This is a genomic window from Microbacterium sp. Leaf159 (assembly GCF_001423615.1).
Lineage (GTDB): Bacteria > Actinomycetota > Actinomycetes > Actinomycetales > Microbacteriaceae > Microbacterium.
The window spans coordinates 858,981-880,273 of sequence record NZ_LMOU01000001.1; the positions used below are offsets into that span (position 1 = coordinate 858,981).

Sequence of the window (21,293 nt, forward strand, 5' to 3'; positions counted from 1 at the left end):
CCCTTTGTATCTGGGTGCGCGGTTCCCCGCGCGAAGTCGTGTTAGCCCGCGAGCTTCTGGCGAAGGTCGGCGAGTCGAGCGGAGATGCTGCCGTCGATGACATCGTCGGCGATCTGCACGCGCAGGCCTCCGACGACGGCGGGGTCGAAGACCTCGTTGAGGGATACGTTGCCGTCGTAGCGGCTCGAGAGTGCGGCGCTCAGGCGGGTGCGCTGTGCGTCGGTCAGCGGCTTGGCGGTATGCACCGTCGCCACCACCCGGTCACCCTGATCCGCGACGATGCGCGTCGCCCGCGACAGCATCTGCCGGATGCGACGCTCACGCGGCTGGCGGACCAGCGACGAGACGATCAGCGCGGCGGCGTCGCTGACGCCCCCGGCCAGAAGCCTCTCGACGAGAGCACCCTTGGCGTCCTCTCCCCCGAGGCGGGTTCCGAGCGCGAGCTCGAGATCCGCGTTCGCGGCGATGACCCGGGAGAAGCCGAACAGCTCTCCCCCGATGTCGGCCTGGGGAGTGGAGATCGCCGCAGCGCGGATGGCCAGTTCCTCGACGCCGTCGACGAGCTGCGACGTGGAGGACCAGCGCTGAGCGACGACGGTCTTCAGGACGTTCTGCACGTCCTGGGAGAATCCGCCGAAGACCGCCGACACGACGTTCTGTCGCGCCTCTGCCGGAGCCGAGGGATCGGTGAGCGCGCCGCTCAGCTGAGACGACTCCGCCACGGTCCTGGCAGCTGCGAACAGCTCCCTGGCCGAGTCGAGAGTGACGTCCTTCGCTGCGGCAAGCGACTGAGTGGATGCCGCGAGTGCCTGAGTGGTCGCGCTGCCCATTACTGAGCCGCCTTCTCGGATGCTTCGAGGTCGGCGAGGAAGCGGTCGACGACCGCCGTCGCGCGAGCATCGTCCGAGAGCGTCTCGCCGACCACGCCACCGGCGAGGTCGATGGCGAGCGAGCCCACCTCGCTGCGCAGCGACACGAGAGCGGTCTGACGCTCCGCCTCGATCTGCGTGTGCGCGGTCGCCGTGATGCGAGCGGCCTCGCTCGACGCGGTGTCCTTGGCTTCGGCGACGATCTTCTTGCCGTCCTCACGGGCGGCCTCGCGGATCTCTCCGGCCTCGGTGCGCGCCTCGGCGAGCTGCCGGGTGTACTCCTCGAGAGCGGCCTCAGCCTGCTTCTGGGCCTCGTCGGCCTTGGCGATGTTGCCCTCGATGGCGGCGGACCGCTTGTCGAGCATCGCCGTGAACTTCGGAAGGGCGACCTTCCACACGACGACGAGGATGACGAGGAACCACAGGCCCGACCAGATGATGTCGTACCACGCAGGGATCAGCGGGTTGTGTGTTTCACCCTCTGCTGCGAGGTTCGTGACAAGAGCGTTCAGCATCCTGTCTCCTTCAGAAGTCGGTAGAGATTACGGGAAGGGGATGAATCCGACGGCGATGCCGACGAATGCAAGCGCCTCGGTGAAGGCGATACCGATCCACATGAGGACCTGGAGGCGGCCGGCCAGCTCGGGCTGACGAGCGACACCCTCGATGGTCTTGCCGACGACGATGCCCACACCGATGGCCGGGCCGATTGCGGCGAGGCCGTAGCCGACCGAAGCGAGGTGACCGTTGATGTCTGCGAGAACCGTAGTAGCGTCCACGGGTTTTTCCTTTCGTTGGGTGGGACGGCAGTTGCCGACCCGCTCAGTGCTCTTCTGCGACCGCGAGCTGGATGTAGACCGCGGTGAGGACGGTGAAGACGTATGCCTGGAGGACGGCGACCAGAATCTCGAAGAGAGTGAAGGCGCCGCCGAAGGCGAGGGTTCCGACACCGAGGGCGGCCCAGCCGCCACCTGCGGTGAAGAAGAAGAACTGGGTGGCCGCGAAGCACAGCACCAGGAGCATGTGACCGACGACCATGTTCATCAGCAGTCGGAGCATCAGTGTGACGGGCCGGATGATGAAGGTCGAGAGGAACTCGATCGGCGTCACGATGATGTAGACCGGCCAGGGCACGCCCGCCGGGAACAGCGCGTTCTTGAAGAAGCCCAGCGGGCTCTTCTTGATACCCGCGTAGATGAAGGTGATGTAGCTCACCAGTGCGAGCGTCAGCGGCACGGCGGCGATGCTCGTTCCGGCGATGTTCAGGAACGGGATGATTCCCGTGATGTTCATGAACAGCACCATGAAGAAGATCGTGGTGAGGATCGGCAGGAATCGGTTTCCGTCCTTGCGCCCGAGGAGGTCGTGCGCGATGTTGGAGCGGACGAAGTCCAGCCCCATCTCGACGACGCTCTGGAAGCGGCCGGGGACGATCTTCATCCGTCGGGTTCCGAGAACCAGGATCAGCACGACGGCGACCACCGCGATGAACTGGACGAGGTGGATTCGATGGACGGGGATACCCGCCACAGTGAAGAGGATCTCCGGGAAGAACTCGTCGATCGAAGGTCCGTGGAACTCGCCGTCAGTGGCGAGCTTGGGCATCAGGGTCGCAGCAAGATTGAACAGCGCGGGCTCCAGCTTCGGGGCACCGGTCAGAACCGGGGCGACGATGGTCGGTGTGCTTCAAGCGCAAGCGCTCGCGAACGAGCGGCGGGCACGTCATAACACTATCAGAATCTGAGGGTGTCCTAAGACCGCGGGGCGTCTTCTGCCGACCCTTCTTCGTCGCGGGACTCGGGGATCAGGTCGTGGCGTCCGGGGGCACGATCCTCAGGCACGACGGTCGGCAGCTGGATGCCCGGGGCATGGTCGGTCGGCGCCTGCGTGGGCAGGGACGCGTCGCTCACGTTCGGCAGTCTCATCTTCGTGATGACGATCACATCGATGACCAGGGTCGCCACGACGCCCGTGACGATCGAGAGGAAGAACACCATCGGACTGACCCACGGCTGTCCGCTCAGAACGATCATGATCACCACGAACAGCCCGAGCTTGAGCAGCCAGCCGCCCAGGACGATCGCGAAGAACAGCTGCACGTAGAGCGGGTCTCCGAACCAGCGGTTGGCGATCAGGATGCTGAGCGCGGTGATCCCGAGGAACAGCATGGCGAGCACGACCCCGAGCAGGCCGCTCACGAGACCCTCCACGCCGTCGACGAGAAGGCCGATGCCGCCGGCCACGAGTGCGAGGACCACCATCGAGAAGGCGGACCAGAGCAGAGTCCTCCGCAGGATCGGATTGCTGGAAACGGGGCTCGGGCTCACGGGGACTCCACGGGTGTCGGGTCGGGCTCAGCAGACGCCGCGGACTTCCGTCGGCGCAGAGGATTCAGGGTGATGACGAGGCACGCGGCGATGCCGATGACTCCGAAGGCGACGCCGGGGATGTACTGGCCGGGCCAGTCCTCACGGGCGCCCACGTACATCAGGAGGACGGCGAGGGAGATCACTGCAGTCCAGGCGTAGAAGATCAGGACGGCATCGCGGTCGCGGTGACCGAGGTCGAGCATGCGGTGGTGCAGGTGCTTGCGATCGGGAGAGAACGGCGACTTGCCGGCGTTCATGCGGCGGAGCACCGCGAGGCCGAAGTCGAGGAGCGGCAGCAGCACGACCAGCAGCGGCAGCAGGATCGGGATGAAGGCTCCGAGGAGCTGGGAGCGTCCGAGGCGCTCAGGGTCGAGCGCCGAGGGCTCCAGCTGACCGGTCACCGCGATCGCGGAGGTGGCCATCAGCAATCCGAGGACCAGAGCGCCGGAGTCTCCCATGAACAGCTTCGCCGGGCTCCAGTTGAACGGCAGGAATCCGAGGCACGCGCCGATCAGGACCGCCGCGAGGAAGGAGGCGAGGTTGAAGTAGCTGGAGGCACCGGTGTCACGGGTCAGGATGTAGGAGTACGCGAAGAAGACCCCGTTCGCGATCAGGCACACACCGGCGACGAGGCCGTCCAGACCGTCGATGAAGTTGACCGCGTTCATCACGATGACGATCGCGAACATCGTGATCGTGATGCTCAACCAGCTGGAGAACACGATCAGGTCGCCGAACGGCAGAGACAGGATCTGCAGCCCGCCACCCACCGTGATGATCCCGGCGGCGAGGAACTGCGCGCCGAGCTTGATCATCCAGTCGAGATCCCAGAGGTCGTCGACCACGCCGATGATCGCGATCAGCAGCGATGCGGCGAGGATCGACCACATGGTCTGGGGAGGCATCCACATGTTCGCGAAAAACGGGTTCGCCGCAGACACCCCGATCGCCGCCGCGATGCCGAGGAAGATGGCGACTCCACCCAGACGCGGGGTCGGCGTGGTGTGCACATCCCGCTCGCGGATGCTCGGGTAGAGCTTGAACCGCAGGCTCAGCCGCCAGACCGCCCAGGTCAGCGCGAACGTGATCGCGGCGGTCAGGATGATCGTGAAGAGATACTGCTTCACGAATCCCCGTCCGATTCCGCAGGCTCCTCAGCGGGCTCGAGCAGATCGCCGAGCACCTCCTCGAGCCGCTCGCGGCTGACAGCACCGGCGCGGAGGATGCGCACTCCGCCCGTGGTCGGCTCGGCTCCACGAGGGACGAGGGATGTGGCATCGACGATGGTCGAGGCGACGCCGTCGCGGCTCATGCCGTCTGCGAGGTAGACGGACACGCTGTCACCGAGCATCCGCTCGGCATCGAACGCCGAGATCGCCGCATCGCGACCGGTGAGGTTCGCGCTCGACACCGCGAGCGGACCGGTCTCGGCGAGCAGCTCGAGAGCGACACGCCCTTCGGGCATGCGCACGGCGACGGTGCCCTGGGTCTCCCCCAGGTCCCAGACGAGCGACGGCTGGGCCGGCAGCACGATCGTCAGGCCGCCGGGCCAAAAGGCGTCGACGAGTCGCTGCACGGGCTCCGGCACCGACTCCGCCAGCGCGTGCAGGGTCTCCTTCGTGCCGACGAGGACGGGCGGCGGCTGGTCGCGACCTCGGCCCTTCGCATCGAGGAGCCGCTGCACCGCGGCGGGCGAGAAGGCATCGGCGGCGACACCGTAGACGGTGTCGGTGGGCATCACGATGAGTTCGCCGCGGGCGATGGCCTGGCGGGCGTGGCGCATGCCGGCGAGGAGCTGGGACTCGTCGCCGCAATCGAAGATGGAGGACATGACGATCCGATTCTAGTTGGGGATGTCTGGGCGGTTCGTGTCCGCTTTCAGGGGCGCAGAGCGGTCGTGGCCCGATCACGCAGGGTCAGGTCGCGATGCGTCGCCGCTGCACGCCATCCGTCGCGGGTGAGGATGCTGCGGATCTCCTCCCCCTGCAGCTCCCCATGCTCGATCACGAGCAGTCCGCCCGGATGCAGGAGTTCGAGGGCGCGGACGCTGAGGACACGCACGATGTCGAGGCCGTCCTCTCCCCCGTACAGCGCCATAGACGGGTCGTACAATCGCACCTCGGGGTCGCGGGGCACGGCAGCGTCAGGCACGTACGGCGGGTTCGAGATCACGACCGACGCGGTGCCGTCGAGCTCACCGAAGGCGTCGGCGAGGTCCTCGTTGACGAGCGTCAGGTTGTCGACTCCTGCGGTGTTCCTCGCCGCCCACGGATAGGCATCGGGAGACAGCTCCGTCGCGAAGATCCGGGAGTGGGGCACCTCGGTCGCCATGGCCAGCGCGATGGCCCCGCTCCCGGTGCCGAGGTCGACGCCGATGGGCTCGGGCGACGGCGATCCCAGAAGGGCGTCGATCGCGTACTGCACCACGGTCTCGGTCTCGGGCCGGGGGACGAAGACACCCGGTCCGACCGCGAGCTCGAGGTGCCGGAACGGCGCCGTCCCGGTGATGTGCTGCAGCGGCTCCCTCGCCGAGCGGCGGGTGACGAGCGCGTCGAAGGCGACCGCAGGGTCGTCGGCGATCGCGTCGCCCCTGATCACGGCAGCCTGCACCTCTCCCCGCCGCGCACCGAGGATGTGTCCCGCCAGGAGCTCCGCATCGACGAGCGGATCCGGGACGCCGGCCTCCGCGAGTCGTCGGGCGGCGGCGTGCACCGCGGAGGCGAGGGAGATATCAGGCATGAGCACAAGCGTAGAGCGCGGGAAGGTGTCATATTGCCCGACCCCCGAGGGCGCTCGCCTAGGCTGGAGCCGCAGTCACCCCGCACAGGAAGGCTCTCCCCATGCCCGGTATCCACTCCGACATCACCAGCGCGTTCGGCAACACTCCTCTGGTTCGCCTCAACCGGGTCACCGAGGGTCTCGGCGCGACCGTGCTCGCCAAGCTCGAGTTCTACAATCCGGCGTCGAGCGTCAAGGACCGGCTCGGCATCGCGATCGTCGACGCTGCTGAGGCGTCAGGCGAGCTGAAACCCGGGGGCACGATCGTCGAGGCGACGAGCGGCAACACCGGGATCGCGTTGGCGATGGTCGGTGCAGCGCGCGGCTACAAGGTGATCCTCACGATGCCCGCGTCGATGTCGAAGGAGCGGCGCATGCTCCTCAAGGCCTTCGGCGCCGAGCTCGTCCTCACCGACCCCACGAAGGGCATGACGCACGCGATCTCCGAGGCTGAGGCCATCGCCGCCCGGACGCCGGGCGCCGTGCTGGCGAAGCAGTTCGCCAATGAGGCGAACCCCGCCATCCACCGCCGGACCACAGCCGAGGAGATCCTCCGCGATACCGAGGGCTCCGTCGACTACCTCGTCGCGGGCATCGGCACCGGCGGAACCATCACCGGCGTCGGCCAGGTGCTGAAGGAGCGCGTCCCAGGCGTTCAGATCGTCGCCGTCGAGCCCAAGGACTCCCCCATCCTGACCGAGGGACACCCCGGACCGCACAAGATTCAGGGCATCGGACCGAACTTCGTGCCGCCCATCCTCGACCGCGACGTCCTCGACGAGGTCATCGACGTCACCTTCGACGATGCCATCCGGGTCGCACGGGAGACAGCGAGCCGTGAGGGCATCCTCGTGGGCATGTCGAGCGGTGCCGCGATCTGGGCAGCCCTGCAGGTCGCGCAGCGTCCGGAGGCCGCAGGGAAGACCATCGTCGTCATCATCCCCTCGTTCGGTGAGCGCTACCTCTCGACCGCCCTGTACGAGCACCTGCGCGAATCCTGATCCGTCCGATGGGCATGATCGGCCGAATGCGCGAGGACATCGCGGCAGCTCGACTTCGCGACCCCGCTGCTCGCAGCGCAGCAGAGGTGGCACTCCTCTATCCCGGACTGCACGCCATCTGGGCGCACCGCGTCTCGCATGCGCTCTGGCGCCGGCGGCTCCGCCTGCTCGCACGCGCGACGTCGCAGGTCTCGCGCTGGCTGACGGGCATCGAGATCCATCCCGGCGCGCAGATCGGGCGGCGGTTCTTCATCGATCACGGCATGGGCGTGGTCATCGGAGAGACGGCCGAGGTCGGCGACGACGTGATGCTGTACCACGGGGTCACACTCGGCGGCCGGACCAGGGACTCCGGCAAAAGGCATCCGACCCTCGGCGACGGCGTCGCCGTGGGTGCGGGAGCCAAGATCCTCGGACCCATCATGATCGGCGAGGGATCGGTGGTCGGCGCGAACGCCGTGGTCACCCGCGATGCCCCCGCAGACAGCATCCTGGTCGGGATCCCGGCGAAGGCACGGGCGCGCGTCCTCGGCGAAGACACCAAGGCAGTGCTCACGGCGCCGGAGTACTCGATCTGAGAGTCCTTCCGGCTCCGGCCGGGACGCTTCTCAGCGAGCCCGCGACTTCTCGACCTTCTTGCGCAGGAAGATCAGCGGAAGCAGCACGCTGCCGAGCGCCGTGACGAGCCACACGATCACGGCTCCGAGCAGCCAGCCGGCGAGATCCACGATGCGCAGGCCGCCGATCGGCAGCAGCACGACGACGACCAGGGCGATCAGAGTCGACACGATCCCGATGCCTCCCATCAGCACCGGCGCGTAGCGGTCGGCGATCTTGCTGACCCAGGGGGCGAGCACGCTCTGCACGATCGCGAAGATCAGGATGCAGATGACGAACCCCCACCACTTGTCCCACTGGATCTGGAATCCGTCGAGCACGAGATCGGCGACGATGAGGCCGAGACCTGCGGACACGACATACAGGAGCGCGCGGAAGAGGAACGTGATCACGGCCCGAGCCTAGCGCCACCGCGCGGAACGACGGGGAACCGCAGTGTGATCGTGACTGTCACTCGGGTTCGACCGAGCGCGATCGCGGGGAGCCGGAGCGTCCGGCTCCCCGCGATCTCTGCGTCACTGCGCCACGAAGAAGGGGATGGCACCGGACAGGATGCCGACTCCGAGCATGACGAGCGACACGACCGTCGCTCGCCACAGCACCTTGCGGTGGTGATCGCCGAGGTTGACGCTCGCCAGCGAGACGAGCAGCAGGATCGCCGGCACGAGCGGACTCTGCAGGTGCACGGGTTGCCCGATGATCGACGCGCGCGCCATCTCCACCGGGTCGATGCCGAACGCCGCAGCGCTCTGGGAGAGCACGGGGAGGATGCCGAAGTAGAACGCGTCGTTCGACATGAAAAACGTGAACGGGATCGACAGGAGTCCGGTGATGGGTGCGAGGAACGGGCCGAGTGCCGGCGGGAGGACGTCGGTGATCCATGTCGCCATGGCGTCGACCATCCCGGTGCCCGACAGGACTCCTACCAGCACTCCGGCCGCGATCACCATCGAGACGACCCCCACGATGCTCGGCGCGTGAGCGACGATCTCGGACGCCTGGTCCTTGATCCCGCGGAAGTTGACCAGGAGGGCCACGGCGGCGCCGACCATGAACACGTACGGGAGCGGCATGATGTCGAGCACCAGCAGCACCATGACGGCGACCGTGAGCGCCAGGTTGAACCAGATCAGCCTGGGTCGGAGCGTCGGCCGTGCGGGGTCGAGCATGGTGTCGGCCATCGCGGTGTCCGCGAGGTCGACGCTCGCGGCGGCGACGGGGCCGCGTCCGCCGGAGACGACGACGATGTTGCCGGTGCGCAGCGCGGCGCGGGCACCCGGAGTCGCATCGGAGCCGCGGAAGAGCTTCGGGACCGTCGAGAGCGCCCCGCCGTCGACCCCGGTGAGCCGCCCGTCGGAGTCGAGCCGTCCGAGCCGTCGGCGCTCCTGCAGGCCGAGCATCCACGCGAAGCCCAGCGTCACGACGATGCCGACGCCGAGTGCGGGGAGCATCGGCACGAAGATCTCCGTGGGCTGCAGGCCGAGGGCTGTCGCCGCGCGCACCGTCGGACCGCCCCAGGGCACGATGTTCAGCGTGCCGTTCATGAGTCCGGCCACGCAGGTGAGCACCACGGGGCTCATGCCGAGCCGCAGGTAGATCGGGAGCATGGCAGAGGTCGTGATGATGAACGTCGTGGACCCGTCTCCGTCGAGCGAGACCGCACCCGCGAGGATCGCCGTGCCGAGCACGACCTTCGCGGGGTCGTCGCCCAGCAGGCGCGTGATCATCCGGATGAGCGGATCGAACAGGCCGACGTCGATCATGATGCCGAAGAACATGATCGCGAACATCAGCAGTGCGGCGGTCGGCGCCATGGTGGCGATCGAGTCCAGGATCATGTCGCCGAGGCCGAGGCCCGCTCCGGCGAAGAGACCGAAGACGGTGGGGACCAGGATCAGCGCCACCATGGGCGTCAGGCGCTTCGTCATGATGAGCGTCATGAACGCCAGCACCATGGTGAATCCGAGGAGGACGAGAACCCACTCCGGCGGCACGAACGCCACGTCGTACGTGGGTGCCTCTTCTGCGGCCGCGGGCAGGCCGGTGAGCATGTCGGGCATACGGTGACTCCTTCGTCGTCGCACCGTCATCTGCGACGGATCCTGACGAGACTAGGCAATGCGCCGCGTGCGGGTGCGGTATCCCGCATTCCCGGACGTTGTGCGCGTAGCGTGGGTTCTGCGCATATTGCGCGAAGGGAGCACCGTGTCGAGGACGACGACGATCAGACCGCGTTTCGCGACGCGCACGCTCCTGCTGCACCTCGCCACCGTCGCGCTCGTGGTCGCGCTGTGCACGGGCGTGTACCTCGCTGTCGCCCTCCAGCAGCTGCGTGCAGAGGCCGAGTCCACTGCGCTCGGCATCGCCAGGACGTTGGCGGAGGATCCGCAGGTACGGGCGGAGGTCGCGCTCATCTCCGCCGCGAACGATGCACCGGACGCCGAATCGCTCAGAGACGGAGACCTGCAGCGCATCGCGATGGACGTATCGACCCGCACGGGTGCACTGTTCGTCGTGATCACCGACGAGGACGGCATCCGCCTCGCCCATCCGATCAGCTCGCGCATCGGCGAAGTCGTCAGCACGCCCTTCGAAGAGGTCCTCGAGGGGAACGAGGTCGTGGACTGGCAGACCGGAACGCTCGGCGAATCGGCGCGCGCGAAGATCCCCGTCCGCGACGATGCAGGCACGCCCGTCGGCGAGATCAGCGTCGGCTTCGAGCGGACGGGGGTCTTCGACGACCTGCCCCCGCTGCTCGCCGTGATCGGCCTCACCGCGCTCGGAGCACTCGCGCTGGCCGGCCTCGCATTCCTCCTTCTCCGCCGGCGCTGGGAGCACCTCACTCTCGGCGTCCAGCCGGAAGAGCTCGTGGCGCTCGTGCAGAACCAGACAGCGGTCCTGAACGGTGTGGACGACGGAGTACTGGCCGTCGACTCCGCCGGGATCGTCAGGGTGAGCAACGACGCCGCAGATCGGATGCTGGGGCTCGACGCCCCTGTGGGCCGCCCCTTCGCCGACCTCGGACTCCCTGCTTCCGTGCTCGAAACCGTGACGGGTGACCGAGCACGATCGAGCGCCGTCGTCGACGACCGCGTGCTGTACCTCGACTCGAGGCCTGTCGTGCGTGACGGGCGGGCGCTCGGCGATGTGCTGATCGTCCGCGATCGCACCGACCTCATCGCTCTGACCGAGCGGCTGGAGACTGTGCGCACCATGACCGCCGCGCTGCGCGTGCAGCGGCACGAATTCGCCAACCGCATGCACGTCGCCGCAGGGCTCATCGACGCGGAGCGGGTCGATGATGCCCGGGCCTTCCTCGGCGAACTGGTCGAGCGCGGCTCCGTGGCCTTCCCGGTCACGGGGCTCGCCCTGCTCGGCGATCCCTTCCTGCACTCGTTCCTCGGCGCCAAGGGCGTCGAGGCAGGCGAGCGCGGCGTAGCGCTGCGCATCGCAGACGAGACGCAGCTGATCGGCAGTGTGGCAGCACCGGAGGACGTCGCGGCTGTGCTGGGCAACCTGGTCGACAACGCCGTGACGGCGGCCGTCGCGGGCGAGAGGTCGCCTCGCTGGGTCGAGGTCGCCGTGCTCGGCGACGGCGATGCGCTCGTGGTCACGGTGTCGGACTCGGGAGCAGGTCTCGGCGACGTCGACCCTCTGTCGCCGCGACCTTCCGCCGAGGACGCCGGCGCTGCCGTGCACGGTCACGGCATCGGACTTCCTCTGGCCCGCGAGATCGCACGGCGGAGCGGCGGGGAGCTCTGGATCATCGACCCCGGAGGAGCGCAGCACGGCGCCGTGTTCGCCGCGCGCCTCAGCGGCGCTGTCTCGCCCGTCGTGCCAGCTCAGAAGGAGAACTCATGACAGACCCCGTGCGTGTCCTCATCCTCGACGACGACTTCCGTGTCGGCCATCTGCATCGCGGAATCGTCGACGAGCAAGCCGGCTTCATCGCTCTCGAGCCCGTGCGATCGATCGCCGAAGCGCGGGAGAGCATCCGTTCCTCTCGTCCCGACCTTCTGCTGGCGGACGTCTTCCTGCCGGATGGAGACGGCATCGCACTGGTGCAGGATGCCGGGGTCGATGCGATCCTCATCTCGGCGGCCGACGACGCCCCGACGGTACGCCGTGCATTGAAGTCGGGTGCCGTGGGGTATCTGCTCAAACCGTTCGATCGACGCGCACTCACCGGACTGCTCGACCGGTACGCACGCTATCGCAACCTCCTCGCCGGGGATCGTCCTCTGCAGCAGGACGACGTCGATCGGGCCCTGGCGATCCTGCACGGCTCAGGAGAGCCCGTCTCGGTCTCACGTTCGGCCACCGAGCAGCTGGTACTCGCCGCGCTCGGCGACGGGGAGGCGTCGGCGGCGGAGGTCGGAGAGCGCGTCGGAATATCCCGAGCCACTGCGCAGCGTCATCTCGCCGCGCTCGCGGCGCGGACCGTGGTCGAGGTGAGCCTGCGGTACGGAGCCACCGGACGACCCGAGCATCGCTACGCGGCGCGGATCTGAGGACGCGCGAGCCGCGAGGGGCGGCTGCGGAGCATGACTCCCGTCCGACTCCGGGCGCGACGCCGGTCAGGAGCCCGGTCAGGACTCCGAGCCGACGGCGGCGAGACGCGCCTCTTCGTCCGCCTGGATCGCACTCTCGATGATCGGCTCGAGTGCGCCGTCCATCACCTGATCGAGGTTGTACGCCTTGAATCCGGTGCGGTGGTCGGCGATGCGGTTCTCGGGGAAGTTGTATGTGCGGATGCGCTCGGAGCGATCCATGCCGCGGATCTGCGACTTGCGCGCGTCGGATGCCGCGGCATCCAGCTCCTCCTGCTGCTTCGCCAGCAGTCGCGCACGCAGCACGCGCATCGCGGCCTCGCGGTTCTGCAGCTGCGACTTCTCGTTCTGCATCGACACGACGATGCCGCTGGCGAGGTGCGTGATGCGCACGGCCGAGTCGGTCGTGTTCACCGACTGACCGCCGGGACCCGAAGAACGGAACACGTCGATCTTGAGATCGTTCTGGTTGATCGCGATCTCGTCGGGCTCATCCACCTCGGGGAACACCAGCACGCCGGTGGTCGAGGTGTGGATGCGGCCCTGCGACTCGGTCGCGGGAACACGCTGCACCCGATGCACGCCGCCCTCGTACTTGAGGTGGGCCCAGACGCCCTGAGCGGGATCGGTGGACGATCCCTTGATCGCGACCTGGACGTCCTTGTAACCGCCGAGGTCGGACTCGTTGCGCTCGAGGAGCTCGGTCTTCCAGCCCTTCGACGCCGCGTACTGGATGTACATGCGCAGCAGGTCAGCGGCGAACAGCGCCGATTCGGCACCGCCCTCCCCCGCCTTGATCTCCATGATCACGTCTCGCGCGTCGTCCGGATCCCGCGGGATCAGCAGGCGCCGGAGCTTCTCCTGCGCGGCCTGAACGCTCTCTTCGAGACCGGGCACCTCATCGGCGAACGCGTCGTCCTCGCGGGCGAGTTCGCGCGCCGCGTCCAGATCGTCGGATGCCGCCACCCACGCCTCGTGGGCGGCGACGATCCTGGACAGCTCGGCGTAGCGGCGGTTGACGCGCTTCGCTCGGGCGGCATCGGCGTGCACCGCCGGGTCGGAGAGTTCCTCCTGCACCCGGCGATGCTCGTCGATCAGAGTCTGGACGGACTCGAACACAGTGGCTCCGCTCAGCGGATGTTGTTGTCGTGACCGTGCGCGCCCGAGGGGAGCGTCGGGATCGACTTCTGCATCTGCACCAGGAACTCGACGTTCGAGTGAGTCTCCCTGAGCTTGCCCAGGACGACCTCGAGTGCCTGCTGCTGGTCGAGGCCCGCGAGGGCACGACGCAGCTTCCAGGTGATCTTGACCTCGTCGGTCGACAGCAGCATCTCTTCGCGGCGGGTGCTCGACGCGTTGACGTCGACGGCCGGGAAGATGCGCTTGTCGGCGAGCTGACGCGACAGACGCAGCTCGCTGTTGCCGGTGCCCTTGAACTCCTCGAAGATGACCTCGTCCATCTTGGAGCCGGTCTCGACGAGAGCAGTGGCGAGGATCGTCAGGGATCCGCCGTTCTCGATGTTGCGCGCGGCACCGAAGAAGCGCTTGGGCGGGTACAGCGCCGACGCGTCGACGCCTCCCGAGAGCACGCGTCCGGATGCCGGAGCCGCGAGGTTGTACGCACGGCCGAGGCGGGTGATCGAGTCGAGCAGCACGACGACGTCGCGACCCAGCTCGACGAGACGCTTGGCGCGCTCGATGGCGAGCTCGGCGACCGTGGTGTGGTCCTCTGCGGGACGGTCGAAGGTCGAAGCGATGACCTCGCCCTTGACGGTGCGCTCCATGTCGGTGACCTCTTCGGGGCGCTCGTCGACGAGCACGACCATGAGGTGGACCTCGGGGTTGTTCTGCGCGATCGCGTTGGCGATCTGCTGCAGGACGATCGTCTTACCGGCCTTGGGAGGCGCGACGATCAGGCCGCGCTGGCCCTTGCCGATCGGGGCGACCAGGTCGATGATGCGCTGGGTCAGCTTCTCGGGAGCCGTCTCGAGACGCAGACGCTCCTGCGGGTAGAGCGGGGTGAGCTTGCCGAACTCGACGCGGGTGGCCGCGTCGTCGATCGACAGGCCGTTGATCGAGTCGACCTTGACCAGCGCGTTGTACTTCTGACGACCCTGCTGCTCGCCCTCGCGAGGCTGCTTGATCGAGCCGACGATCGCGTCGCCCTTGCGCAGGTTGTACTTCTTGACCTGTCCGAGCGAGACGTAGACGTCGCTGGGGCCGGCGAGGTAGCCGGTCGTGCGGACGAAGGCGTAGTTGTCGAGCACGTCGAGGATTCCGGCGATCGGGATCAGGACGTCGTCCTCGCCGATCTCGGTGTCGAACTCGTCGGTCGGCGCTCCACCGCGGCGCTTGTTGCGCTGACGGTTGCGGCCGTTGCCGCCCTCGTCATCGGCGGAGTTCTGCTGCTGAGGCTGCTGCGACTGCTGCGACTGCTGCTGCTCGCCGGCCTGACCGCTGCCGTTCTGGCCGCGTCCGCGGTTGCGGCTGCGGTTGCGGTTGCGGCCGCGGCCACCCTGCTCGTCGCCGCCGTCAGCGGAGTCGGAGGAATCGGCGGCGGGAGCGGAGTCTGCCGGGGCGGACTCGGCGGGCTTCTCGGCTGCCGGAGCCTCGGATTCGGCCGCGGGCTTCTTGGCGGTGCGGCGTCCGCGACCGGTCTTCTTCGGCTCGTCGGACGAATCCGCCGCCGGAGCGGACTCGGCAACCGGAGCGGAGTCAGCAGCAACAGCAGGAGCAGCAGCAGAGTCGGCTGCGGGCGCCTCGGCGGCGGGCTCGGCGTCGGCCTTCTTCGCGCGGCTGCGACGAGGAGCCTTCGCCTTGGGTGCGGCGTCGGCGGCCGGAGCGTCGGCGGCGGGCGCCTCGGACTTCGCGGGCGCCTCGGACTTCGCGGGCGCCTCGGTCTTTGCAGGTGCCTCGGACTTCACGGGTGCGCTGTCGGCGGCGGCATCGGCCGCGGCAGCCTTCTCAGCCTTGGCGGACGCCGTCGCGGTGGTCGCGCGGCGCGGTGCACGCTTGCGGGCCGGGGCCACTTCGGTCGCGGCGGTGGTCGCGGCGTCGGAGCTCGCGGCCTTGGCCGGAGCAGCGGCGGCGGGTGCCGCCTGGTCGTTCTGGGTCTCGGAGAAATTCTCCACGAGTACTCCCTCTTTGGTCTCGGAGACGTGAGCGGTACGCGCACAACGGGTGCTGCGCGCGGTCGCACGGGCTGACGCTCGGCGTCAGCCAGCCTCGGCACTGGGTTCTCGAAAAGAACGAGTTCTCGGTGAGAGCAGTGCCACAGGGGTTTGCGTGCGGGTCTTGCAGAGTTGCAATGGGGCCAGATTCACGCAGTTACGTGGAGCCCTCCGCTCGATTCCCCACTGTACCACCACGCACGTCGACCGCGAGCAGCAGCGCTTCCCACGGGGTGTCGGTGGTGGATTCGGCGAGTTCCACGGCATCCTGACGGCTGCCTGGCCCGTCGGCGAGGACGAGCACGCTGGGTCCGGCGCCGGACACCACGGCGGCGAAACCGGCGGCGCGCAGAGCCTGCACGAGTCGCTGCGTCTCGGGCATCGCCTCGGCGCGGTAGTCCTGATGAAGGCGATCGGCCGTCGCGTCGAGCAGCAGTTCGGGGCTCTGGGTGAGAGCCGCGATGAGCAGCGCCGAGCGCGAGACGTTGAACACCGCATCGGCGGTCGACACCTGAGGCGGCTGCAGCGAGCGGGCCTTCGACGTCGACATCGTGTACGACGGCACGAGCACGAGAGGAGAGACGCCACGGTGCACGAGCAGCTTCTTGTGCTGCGCGCCCCGCTCGCCCATCCACGCGATCGTGAGCCCACCGAAGAGGGCGGGTGCCACGTTGTCGGGGTGCCCCTCGATCTCGGTCGCGAGACGCAGCATGTCGGCGTCGCTGATCTCGACGTCGCCCTCGAGCAATCCCTTGGCCGCGAGGATCCCCGCGGCCACGGCCGCTCCGGAGGAGCCGAGACCACGACCGTGCGGAACCCCGTTCTCGGCCACGATGCGCAGACCGGGAAGCGGACGATCGACGTCGGCGTAGACGTGAGCGATCGTGCGGACGATCAGGTGGGACGCATCGCGCGGGATCTCTGCCGCGCCCGAGCCGGAGACCTCGATCTCGAGCTCACCCGCGGGCAGCTCCGTGACGACGAGGGTGTCGTAGATGCTCAGCGCGAGCCCGAGCGTGTCGAAGCCGGGGCCCAGGTTCGCGCTGGTGGCGGGTACGGTCACCTCGACCGTGCGCGCTGATGCCACCGTCATTCGCCTTCCACGCGCAGCACCGAGACGACGCGCTCGACGACCGAGCTGTCGGCGAGTGCATCGACGGTCGCGCTGAGAGCCGCATCGGTGGCTCGGTGCGTGCCGATGACGAGACGGGCGGTGGGCTCGTCTTCGCCCTCGACCGTCTGGACGACCGTGGCGACCGAGACGTCGCCGTCGCTCAGGATGCCGGCGACGGTCGCGAGCACGCCGGGGGCGTCCGAGACCTCGAGAGTGATCTGGTAGCGCGTGGTGACGTGGCCGATCGGCACGACCGGCAGGTTCGCCCTCGTGGACTCCCCCACGCCGACCCCGCCCGCGATGTGGCGGCGGGCCGCCGAGACGACGTCACCGAGAACGGCGGATGCCGTCTGCACGCCACCGGCACCTGCGCCGTAGAACATGAGCGAGCCGGCCGCCTCCGCCTCGACGAACACCGCGTTGTTCGCGCCGTGGACCGACGCGAGCGGGTGGGTCTTCGGCACGAGCGCCGGGTAGACGCGCACCGAGATCGACTCCGCACCGTTGGCCTCGATGCGCTCGCAGACGGCGAGCAGCTTGATCACGAATCCGGCCGCCCGGGCCTCGTCGATCATCGATGCGGTGATCGAGGTGATGCCCTCGCGGTACACGGCGTCGAGCGGGACAGCCGTGTGGAACGCGAGGCTGGCGAGGATCGCGGCCTTCTGCGCTGCGTCGTAGCCCTCGACGTCGGCCGTGGGGTCGGCCTCCGCGTAGCCGAGGCGCTGTGCGTCGGCGAGCACGTCGGCGAAGTCGGCGCCCTCGGTGTCCATGCGGTCGAGGATGTAGTTGGTGGTGCCGTTCACGATGCCCATGATGCGGACCACCCGGTCGCCGGCGAGCGAGTCGCGCAGCGGGCGGATGATCGGGATCGCACCGGCGGCAGCGGCCTCGTAGTAGACGGAGGCGCCGACACGGTCGGCAGCCTCGAACAGCTCGGGGCCGTGCGTGGCGAGCAGCGCCTTGTTGGCGGTGACGACGTCTGCGCCGGAACCGATCGCCTGCAGGATGCTCGTGCGCGCCGGCTCGATTCCGCCGATCAGCTCGATCACGATGTCGGAGCCGAGGATGAGCGACTCCGCGTCGGTCGTGAACAGCTCCTTCGGCAGGTCGGTCTCACGGGGCGCGTCGAGGTTGCGCACGGCGATGCCCGCCAGTTCGAGCGAAGCCCCCGCGCGGTCGGCGAGCTCGTCGCCGTGACGCAGCAGGAGGTCGGCCACCTGGGAGCCGACCGCGCCGGCGCCCAGAAGCGCCACCCGAAGTCGTCGGTACTCAGTCGTCATTGCTACTCCTTAGGAGGGTGGATCAGTCGTGTGTCGTCGGCTGCCGCATCGCGTGACGCGCGGCTCACCGGTGGTTCTGGGGCGCTTCGATGCCCGCATCCCGAGAAAGGACGTCGGCGATCGTCTCGCCGCGGACGATGACCGTCGACCGCCCGTCGCGAACGGCGACGATCGGAGGACGCGGGACGTGGTTGTAGTTGCTCGCCAGCGGAGCGCAGTAGGCACCTGTGGCAGGGACCGCCAGAAGATCGCCGGGCGCGACGTCGGCCGGAAGGAACTCATGATCGACGACGATGTCGCCCGACTCGCAGTGCTTGCCGACGACGCGGCTGAGCTGCGGAGCGCCGACGCCCACTCGTGAGGCCAGGCGGGCCGAGAACTGGGCTCCGTAGAGTGCGGGACGGGCGTTGTCGCTCATGCCCCCGTCGACGCTGATGTAGCGACGGGTCGCCCCGGACTCCAGCGCCACGTCCTTGGTCGTTCCGACCTCGTAGATCGTCACGCCGGCGGTGCCGACGATGGCTCGGCCGGGTTCGAACGACAGTGCCGGGATCGCGATGCCGCGTGCCGCGCAGCCTTCGGCGACCGCCGTCACGATCTCACCCGCGAGCGTCTCGATCGGCGTCGGGTCGTCGACGCTCGTGTAGGCGATGCCGAAGCCGCCGCCCAGATTGAGCTGGGGCACGGGCCCGCCCTCGAGGAGTGCGGCATGGAGTTCGAGCACGCGGGACGCGGATTCGCGGAAACCGGCGACGCCGAAGATCTGCGAGCCGATATGGCAGTGGAGACCGGCGAAGTCGATGCCGGGGATCTCTCGGATGCGGGCGACGGCCCGCTCCGCCTCGGGCAGCGGGAAGCCGAACTTCTGGTCTTCGTGGGCGGTCGCGAGGAAGTCGTGTGTCTCGGCGTGCACGCCGCTGATGACACGCACCAGCACGCGCTGGGTCGCGCCGGTCCGAGCGGTGATCGCCGCCAGCCGCTCGATCTCGATCTCGCTGTCGACGATGATCGTCCCGACGCCCACCTCGACGGCGCGTTCGAGCTCGGCGACGGACTTGTTGTTGCCGTGGAAACCCATCGATGCCGGAGCGACTCCCGCGGCGAGGGCGACCTCGAGCTCTCCCCCGGTGCACACGTCGATGCGGAGTCCCTCATCGACCACCCACCGGGCGATCGTCGTGGTCAGCAGCGCCTTGCCCGCGTAGTAGACCTGAGCGGTCGTGCCGTGCTCTGCGGCGGCCGTGTCGAAGGCGAGTCTGAACGCCCGCGCCCGGGTGCGCACCTCGTCCTCATCGATCACGAGGAGCGGTGTGCCGTAGGTCCGGGCGAGCGCTGTGGCGGCGATGCCGGCCAGCTGCACGACCCCGTCGGAGTCGCGGATCGTGGACGCGGGCCACACGGCGGTCGGGAGAACGTTCGCGTCGTCGGGCTCGACGAGCCATTCCGGGGCGAGCGAATCGGCAGGGGAAAGCAAGGAACACCAATCGTGGGACGGGTCTCGGGCGGGAACACGCACTGCGAGGTTGACCCCGATTCTAGGGCACCCTCCATGCCGCATCCGTCATGGTGACACCCTGCGTCAACCCCCTCAGAGCACTTGTCGGCCACTCGTAAGGTGGGGGGATGAGCAGCGAATCCGCAACCCCCGACGCCGACCGCCCCGGCCTGATCCCCCGCGTGAGCGCTGCGGCGATCCGGTGGGCGTTGAGGCAACGCCCGGTGCGCGCGTTCTTGCTGTACTCCGAGCGCCGAGGCCCCATGCTGGCCGACAGCGTGACGTACCGCGCCCTGTTCAGTGTCTTCGCCGCCGTACTTCTCGGATTCTCGATCGCTGCTCTGTGGCTCGCAGGCAACCCCGAGGCCTGGGACGCGATCATCGCGGCGGTGCAGTCGGTCGTTCCCGGTCTCATCGGCGAGGACGGGATCATCGACCCATCCGACCTCGAGGCACCGGTCTCGCTGTCCATCGCCGGTGCGATCTCGGTCGTCGCGCTCACCGGTTCGGCTCTCGCCGCCGTCGGCTCTCTGCGCACTGCCGTGCGGCTCCTCGCGGGCACGGCCCAGGCCGACATCCTCTTCATCTGGGTGATGCTGCGCAACCTCGTACTCGCCATCGGCATCGGCCTCGCATTCGTGGCCGCAGCCGCGGTCACCTTCATCGGGCGTATCGGCATCACCTGGATCTCAGGCCTGCTCGGCATCGCCGAGGACTCCCCCACGGCGACCTGGAGCATCCGCATCGTGTCGCTCGTCGTGGTGCTCGCGCTCGACACCGCTCTGATCGCCGGTGTCTTCCGTCTGCTCTCGGGAACGCATCCGTCGGCGCGGTCCCTCTGGACCGGCGCGCTGCTGGGTGGGATCGGTCTGCTCATCCTGCAGGAGCTGTCGGGGCTGTTCATCGGAGGCGCTACCAGCAATCCGCTGCTCGCGTCGTTCGCCTCGCTGCTGGCGCTGCTGATCTGGCTCAACCTGTCGACCCAGGTGATCCTGATCTCCTGCGCGTACATCGTCACGTCGGAGGAGGAGCGTCACGACCGCGTGCACGCCCGATTCGGTGCGACGACGTTCCCGCAGCGGCGCGTGCAACGCGCCGAAGCCGAGGTCGCCCTCGCCACCACGGAACTTCGCGCCGCGCAGAAGGCCGAGAAGGAGTTCCGCACCGGCTCGACCGCCGGCTGACCTCAGCTCTGGGGGCACACACCCTTGTCGAGCAGGCTCGCATCGGTCGCGATCGCACCGTCGACGTCCACGTCGATCACAGCCTCGGTGCCGTCGATCTCGAGCCCCGTCAGGGTGATGCCGGCGGGGAGCTGATCGGCGATGCACACACGCTGCGTCTCGGTGAGGCGATCGCCGAGGGATCCGAGAGAGGAACCTACCTGATCGGCGTCGACCTCGAGACCGCCGATCGTGAGCCCCACGGGGGTCAGCTCGAGGTCACCCTCGGCGATGCCCGGCGTCACGGTGAGAGAGACAGGGATCGCGATGCCGAGGACGCTCACCGTTCCGGCGACGGTCGCATTCGGAGCATCGAGCGTCACTGTGTCGACGGGAAGATCGGTGCCGGCGAGCAGGGTGGTGAACTGCGATTCGTCGATCCGGATGGTCCCTGTCGCCCCGCTCAGGTCTCCGCCACGCAGCGGCACCCCGGTCGCGGTGACGTCGACCGCGCCGGTGATCCCCTGCAACGTCACCGAATCCGTCGAGAGATGAAGGGTATCGAGCGTTCCGCCGATCAGCTGCGGGATCAGGATGCCGTCGGCCTCCACGTCGAGCTCCTGGTCTGCGGGCAGGTCGAGCTGATCGATCACGATTCCGCGGACGATCCCGGGAAGGACCGAACGCACCACGAGCTCCGCTGCGACGGCCAACAGCGCCAGCACGACCACGATGATGAGCAGCACCCACGGCCACCGCTTGCGCTTGCGCTTCGCGGGCACGGCGGCGACAGCATCCTTCTCGCCCGGGATCACGAGCGTCGGATGCTCGGAATCAGCGGCGGGATACGGAAGGGTGTGGTTGTCGTCGCTCATGCTGCCAT

Annotated in this window: 21 protein-coding genes; 5 read left to right on the forward strand and 16 right to left on the reverse strand. The window is 68.4% G+C overall.

The annotated features are described in order from the left end of the window. Positions 1-41: 41 nt before the first annotated feature. From ASF80_RS04210 to prmC, 8 genes are all read right to left on the reverse strand, one after another. Complete coding sequence (locus ASF80_RS04210; protein ID WP_056308257.1) at positions 42-830, reverse strand: F0F1 ATP synthase subunit delta; 789 nt, start codon at positions 828-830, stop codon at positions 42-44. After that, positions 830-1,384 carry a F0F1 ATP synthase subunit B gene (locus tag ASF80_RS04215; protein WP_056308258.1) on the reverse strand — a complete coding sequence of 185 codons (555 nt, stop codon included), beginning with the start codon at positions 1,382-1,384 and terminating at the stop codon, positions 830-832. Before ASF80_RS04215 ends, ASF80_RS04210 begins: the two co-directional genes overlap by 1 nt. 27 nt (positions 1,385-1,411) lie before the next feature. Further along, positions 1,412-1,648 carry an ATP synthase F0 subunit C gene (gene atpE / locus ASF80_RS04220; protein WP_042541851.1) on the reverse strand — a complete coding sequence of 79 codons (237 nt, stop codon included), beginning with the start codon at positions 1,646-1,648 and terminating at the stop codon, positions 1,412-1,414. 43 nt (positions 1,649-1,691) lie between these two features. Beyond that, positions 1,692-2,474, reverse strand: coding sequence for a F0F1 ATP synthase subunit A (gene atpB / locus ASF80_RS04225; protein WP_056308260.1), 783 nt, complete (start codon positions 2,472-2,474; stop codon positions 1,692-1,694). A gap of 146 nt (positions 2,475-2,620) precedes the next feature. Next, positions 2,621-3,196: a hypothetical protein gene (locus ASF80_RS04230; protein WP_056308262.1), complete on the reverse strand. Its 576-nt coding sequence runs from the start codon at positions 3,194-3,196 to the stop codon at positions 2,621-2,623. Further along, entirely contained in the window at positions 3,193-4,365 is a 1,173-nt protein-coding gene (locus tag ASF80_RS04235; protein WP_056308264.1) for an MraY family glycosyltransferase, read from the reverse strand. The genes ASF80_RS04230 and ASF80_RS04235 overlap by 4 nt, the downstream gene beginning before the upstream one ends. Continuing rightward, positions 4,362-5,069: an L-threonylcarbamoyladenylate synthase gene (locus ASF80_RS04240; RefSeq protein WP_056308266.1), complete on the reverse strand. Its 708-nt coding sequence runs from the start codon at positions 5,067-5,069 to the stop codon at positions 4,362-4,364. The genes ASF80_RS04235 and ASF80_RS04240 overlap by 4 nt, the downstream gene beginning before the upstream one ends. 47 nt (positions 5,070-5,116) lie before the next feature. Then, entirely contained in the window at positions 5,117-5,977 is an 861-nt protein-coding gene (gene prmC / locus ASF80_RS04245; RefSeq protein ID WP_056311747.1) for a peptide chain release factor N(5)-glutamine methyltransferase, read from the reverse strand. A gap of 101 nt (positions 5,978-6,078) precedes the next feature. Here prmC and cysK point away from each other — a divergent pair, with 101 nt between their 5' ends. Both cysK and epsC read left to right on the forward strand, forming a co-directional pair. After that, positions 6,079-7,017, forward strand: coding sequence for a cysteine synthase A (gene cysK / locus ASF80_RS04250; RefSeq protein WP_056308268.1), 939 nt, complete (start codon positions 6,079-6,081; stop codon positions 7,015-7,017). An 8-nt stretch (positions 7,018-7,025) separates the two neighbouring features. Beyond that, on the forward strand, positions 7,026-7,595 hold the full coding sequence (gene epsC, locus ASF80_RS04255) for a serine O-acetyltransferase EpsC (protein ID WP_056308270.1): 570 nt from the start codon (positions 7,026-7,028) through the stop codon (positions 7,593-7,595). A 30-nt stretch (positions 7,596-7,625) separates the two neighbouring features. Here the strand turns inward: epsC and ASF80_RS04260 are convergent, their stop codons facing one another. Together ASF80_RS04260 and ASF80_RS04265 are read right to left on the reverse strand one after the other, a co-directional pair. Continuing rightward, on the reverse strand, positions 7,626-8,027 hold the full coding sequence (locus ASF80_RS04260; protein WP_056308272.1) for a phage holin family protein: 402 nt from the start codon (positions 8,025-8,027) through the stop codon (positions 7,626-7,628). Between the two features lie 123 nt (positions 8,028-8,150). After that, positions 8,151-9,695 (reverse strand): CitMHS family transporter, encoded by a 1,545-nt coding sequence (locus ASF80_RS04265; protein WP_056308274.1) that lies wholly within the window; start codon positions 9,693-9,695, stop codon positions 8,151-8,153. 145 nt (positions 9,696-9,840) lie between these two features. Here ASF80_RS04265 and ASF80_RS04270 point away from each other — a divergent pair, with 145 nt between their 5' ends. Both ASF80_RS04270 and ASF80_RS04275 read left to right on the forward strand, forming a co-directional pair. Continuing rightward, on the forward strand, positions 9,841-11,496 hold the full coding sequence (locus tag ASF80_RS04270) for a sensor histidine kinase (RefSeq protein ID WP_056308276.1): 1,656 nt from the start codon (positions 9,841-9,843) through the stop codon (positions 11,494-11,496). After that, positions 11,493-12,146, forward strand: coding sequence for a response regulator (locus tag ASF80_RS04275; protein ID WP_056308278.1), 654 nt, complete (start codon positions 11,493-11,495; stop codon positions 12,144-12,146). Before ASF80_RS04270 ends, ASF80_RS04275 begins: the two co-directional genes overlap by 4 nt. A 78-nt stretch (positions 12,147-12,224) precedes the next feature. Here the strand turns inward: ASF80_RS04275 and prfA are convergent, their stop codons facing one another. The 5 genes from prfA to lysA form a co-directional block, all read right to left on the reverse strand. After that, the gene (gene prfA / locus ASF80_RS04280) at positions 12,225-13,304 is read right to left on the reverse strand and encodes a peptide chain release factor 1 (protein WP_056308280.1); all 1,080 of its coding nucleotides are present in this window, start codon (positions 13,302-13,304) and stop codon (positions 12,225-12,227) included. Between the two features lie 11 nt (positions 13,305-13,315). Beyond that, positions 13,316-15,316 carry a transcription termination factor Rho gene (gene rho / locus ASF80_RS04285; protein ID WP_056308282.1) on the reverse strand — a complete coding sequence of 667 codons (2,001 nt, stop codon included), beginning with the start codon at positions 15,314-15,316 and terminating at the stop codon, positions 13,316-13,318. A gap of 196 nt (positions 15,317-15,512) precedes the next feature. Further along, on the reverse strand, positions 15,513-16,448 hold the full coding sequence (thrB, locus tag ASF80_RS04290; RefSeq protein ID WP_056308284.1) for a homoserine kinase: 936 nt from the start codon (positions 16,446-16,448) through the stop codon (positions 15,513-15,515). Next, positions 16,445-17,752, reverse strand: a complete 1,308-nt coding sequence (locus tag ASF80_RS04295; protein WP_056308286.1) for a homoserine dehydrogenase — start codon at positions 17,750-17,752, stop codon at positions 16,445-16,447. Before ASF80_RS04295 ends, thrB begins: the two co-directional genes overlap by 4 nt. 64 nt (positions 17,753-17,816) lie before the next feature. Then, positions 17,817-19,226 carry a diaminopimelate decarboxylase gene (gene lysA / locus ASF80_RS04300; RefSeq protein ID WP_056308288.1) on the reverse strand — a complete coding sequence of 470 codons (1,410 nt, stop codon included), beginning with the start codon at positions 19,224-19,226 and terminating at the stop codon, positions 17,817-17,819. 149 nt (positions 19,227-19,375) lie between these two features. On the opposite strand from lysA, the gene ASF80_RS04305 reads away from it, so the two are divergent. After that, positions 19,376-20,431: a YhjD/YihY/BrkB family envelope integrity protein gene (locus tag ASF80_RS04305; RefSeq protein WP_056308290.1), complete on the forward strand. Its 1,056-nt coding sequence runs from the start codon at positions 19,376-19,378 to the stop codon at positions 20,429-20,431. Between the two features lie 2 nt (positions 20,432-20,433). Here the strand turns inward: ASF80_RS04305 and ASF80_RS04310 are convergent, their stop codons facing one another. After that, positions 20,434-21,285 carry a DUF2993 domain-containing protein gene (locus tag ASF80_RS04310; protein WP_056308292.1) on the reverse strand — a complete coding sequence of 284 codons (852 nt, stop codon included), beginning with the start codon at positions 21,283-21,285 and terminating at the stop codon, positions 20,434-20,436. Positions 21,286-21,293: the final 8 nt, after the last annotated feature.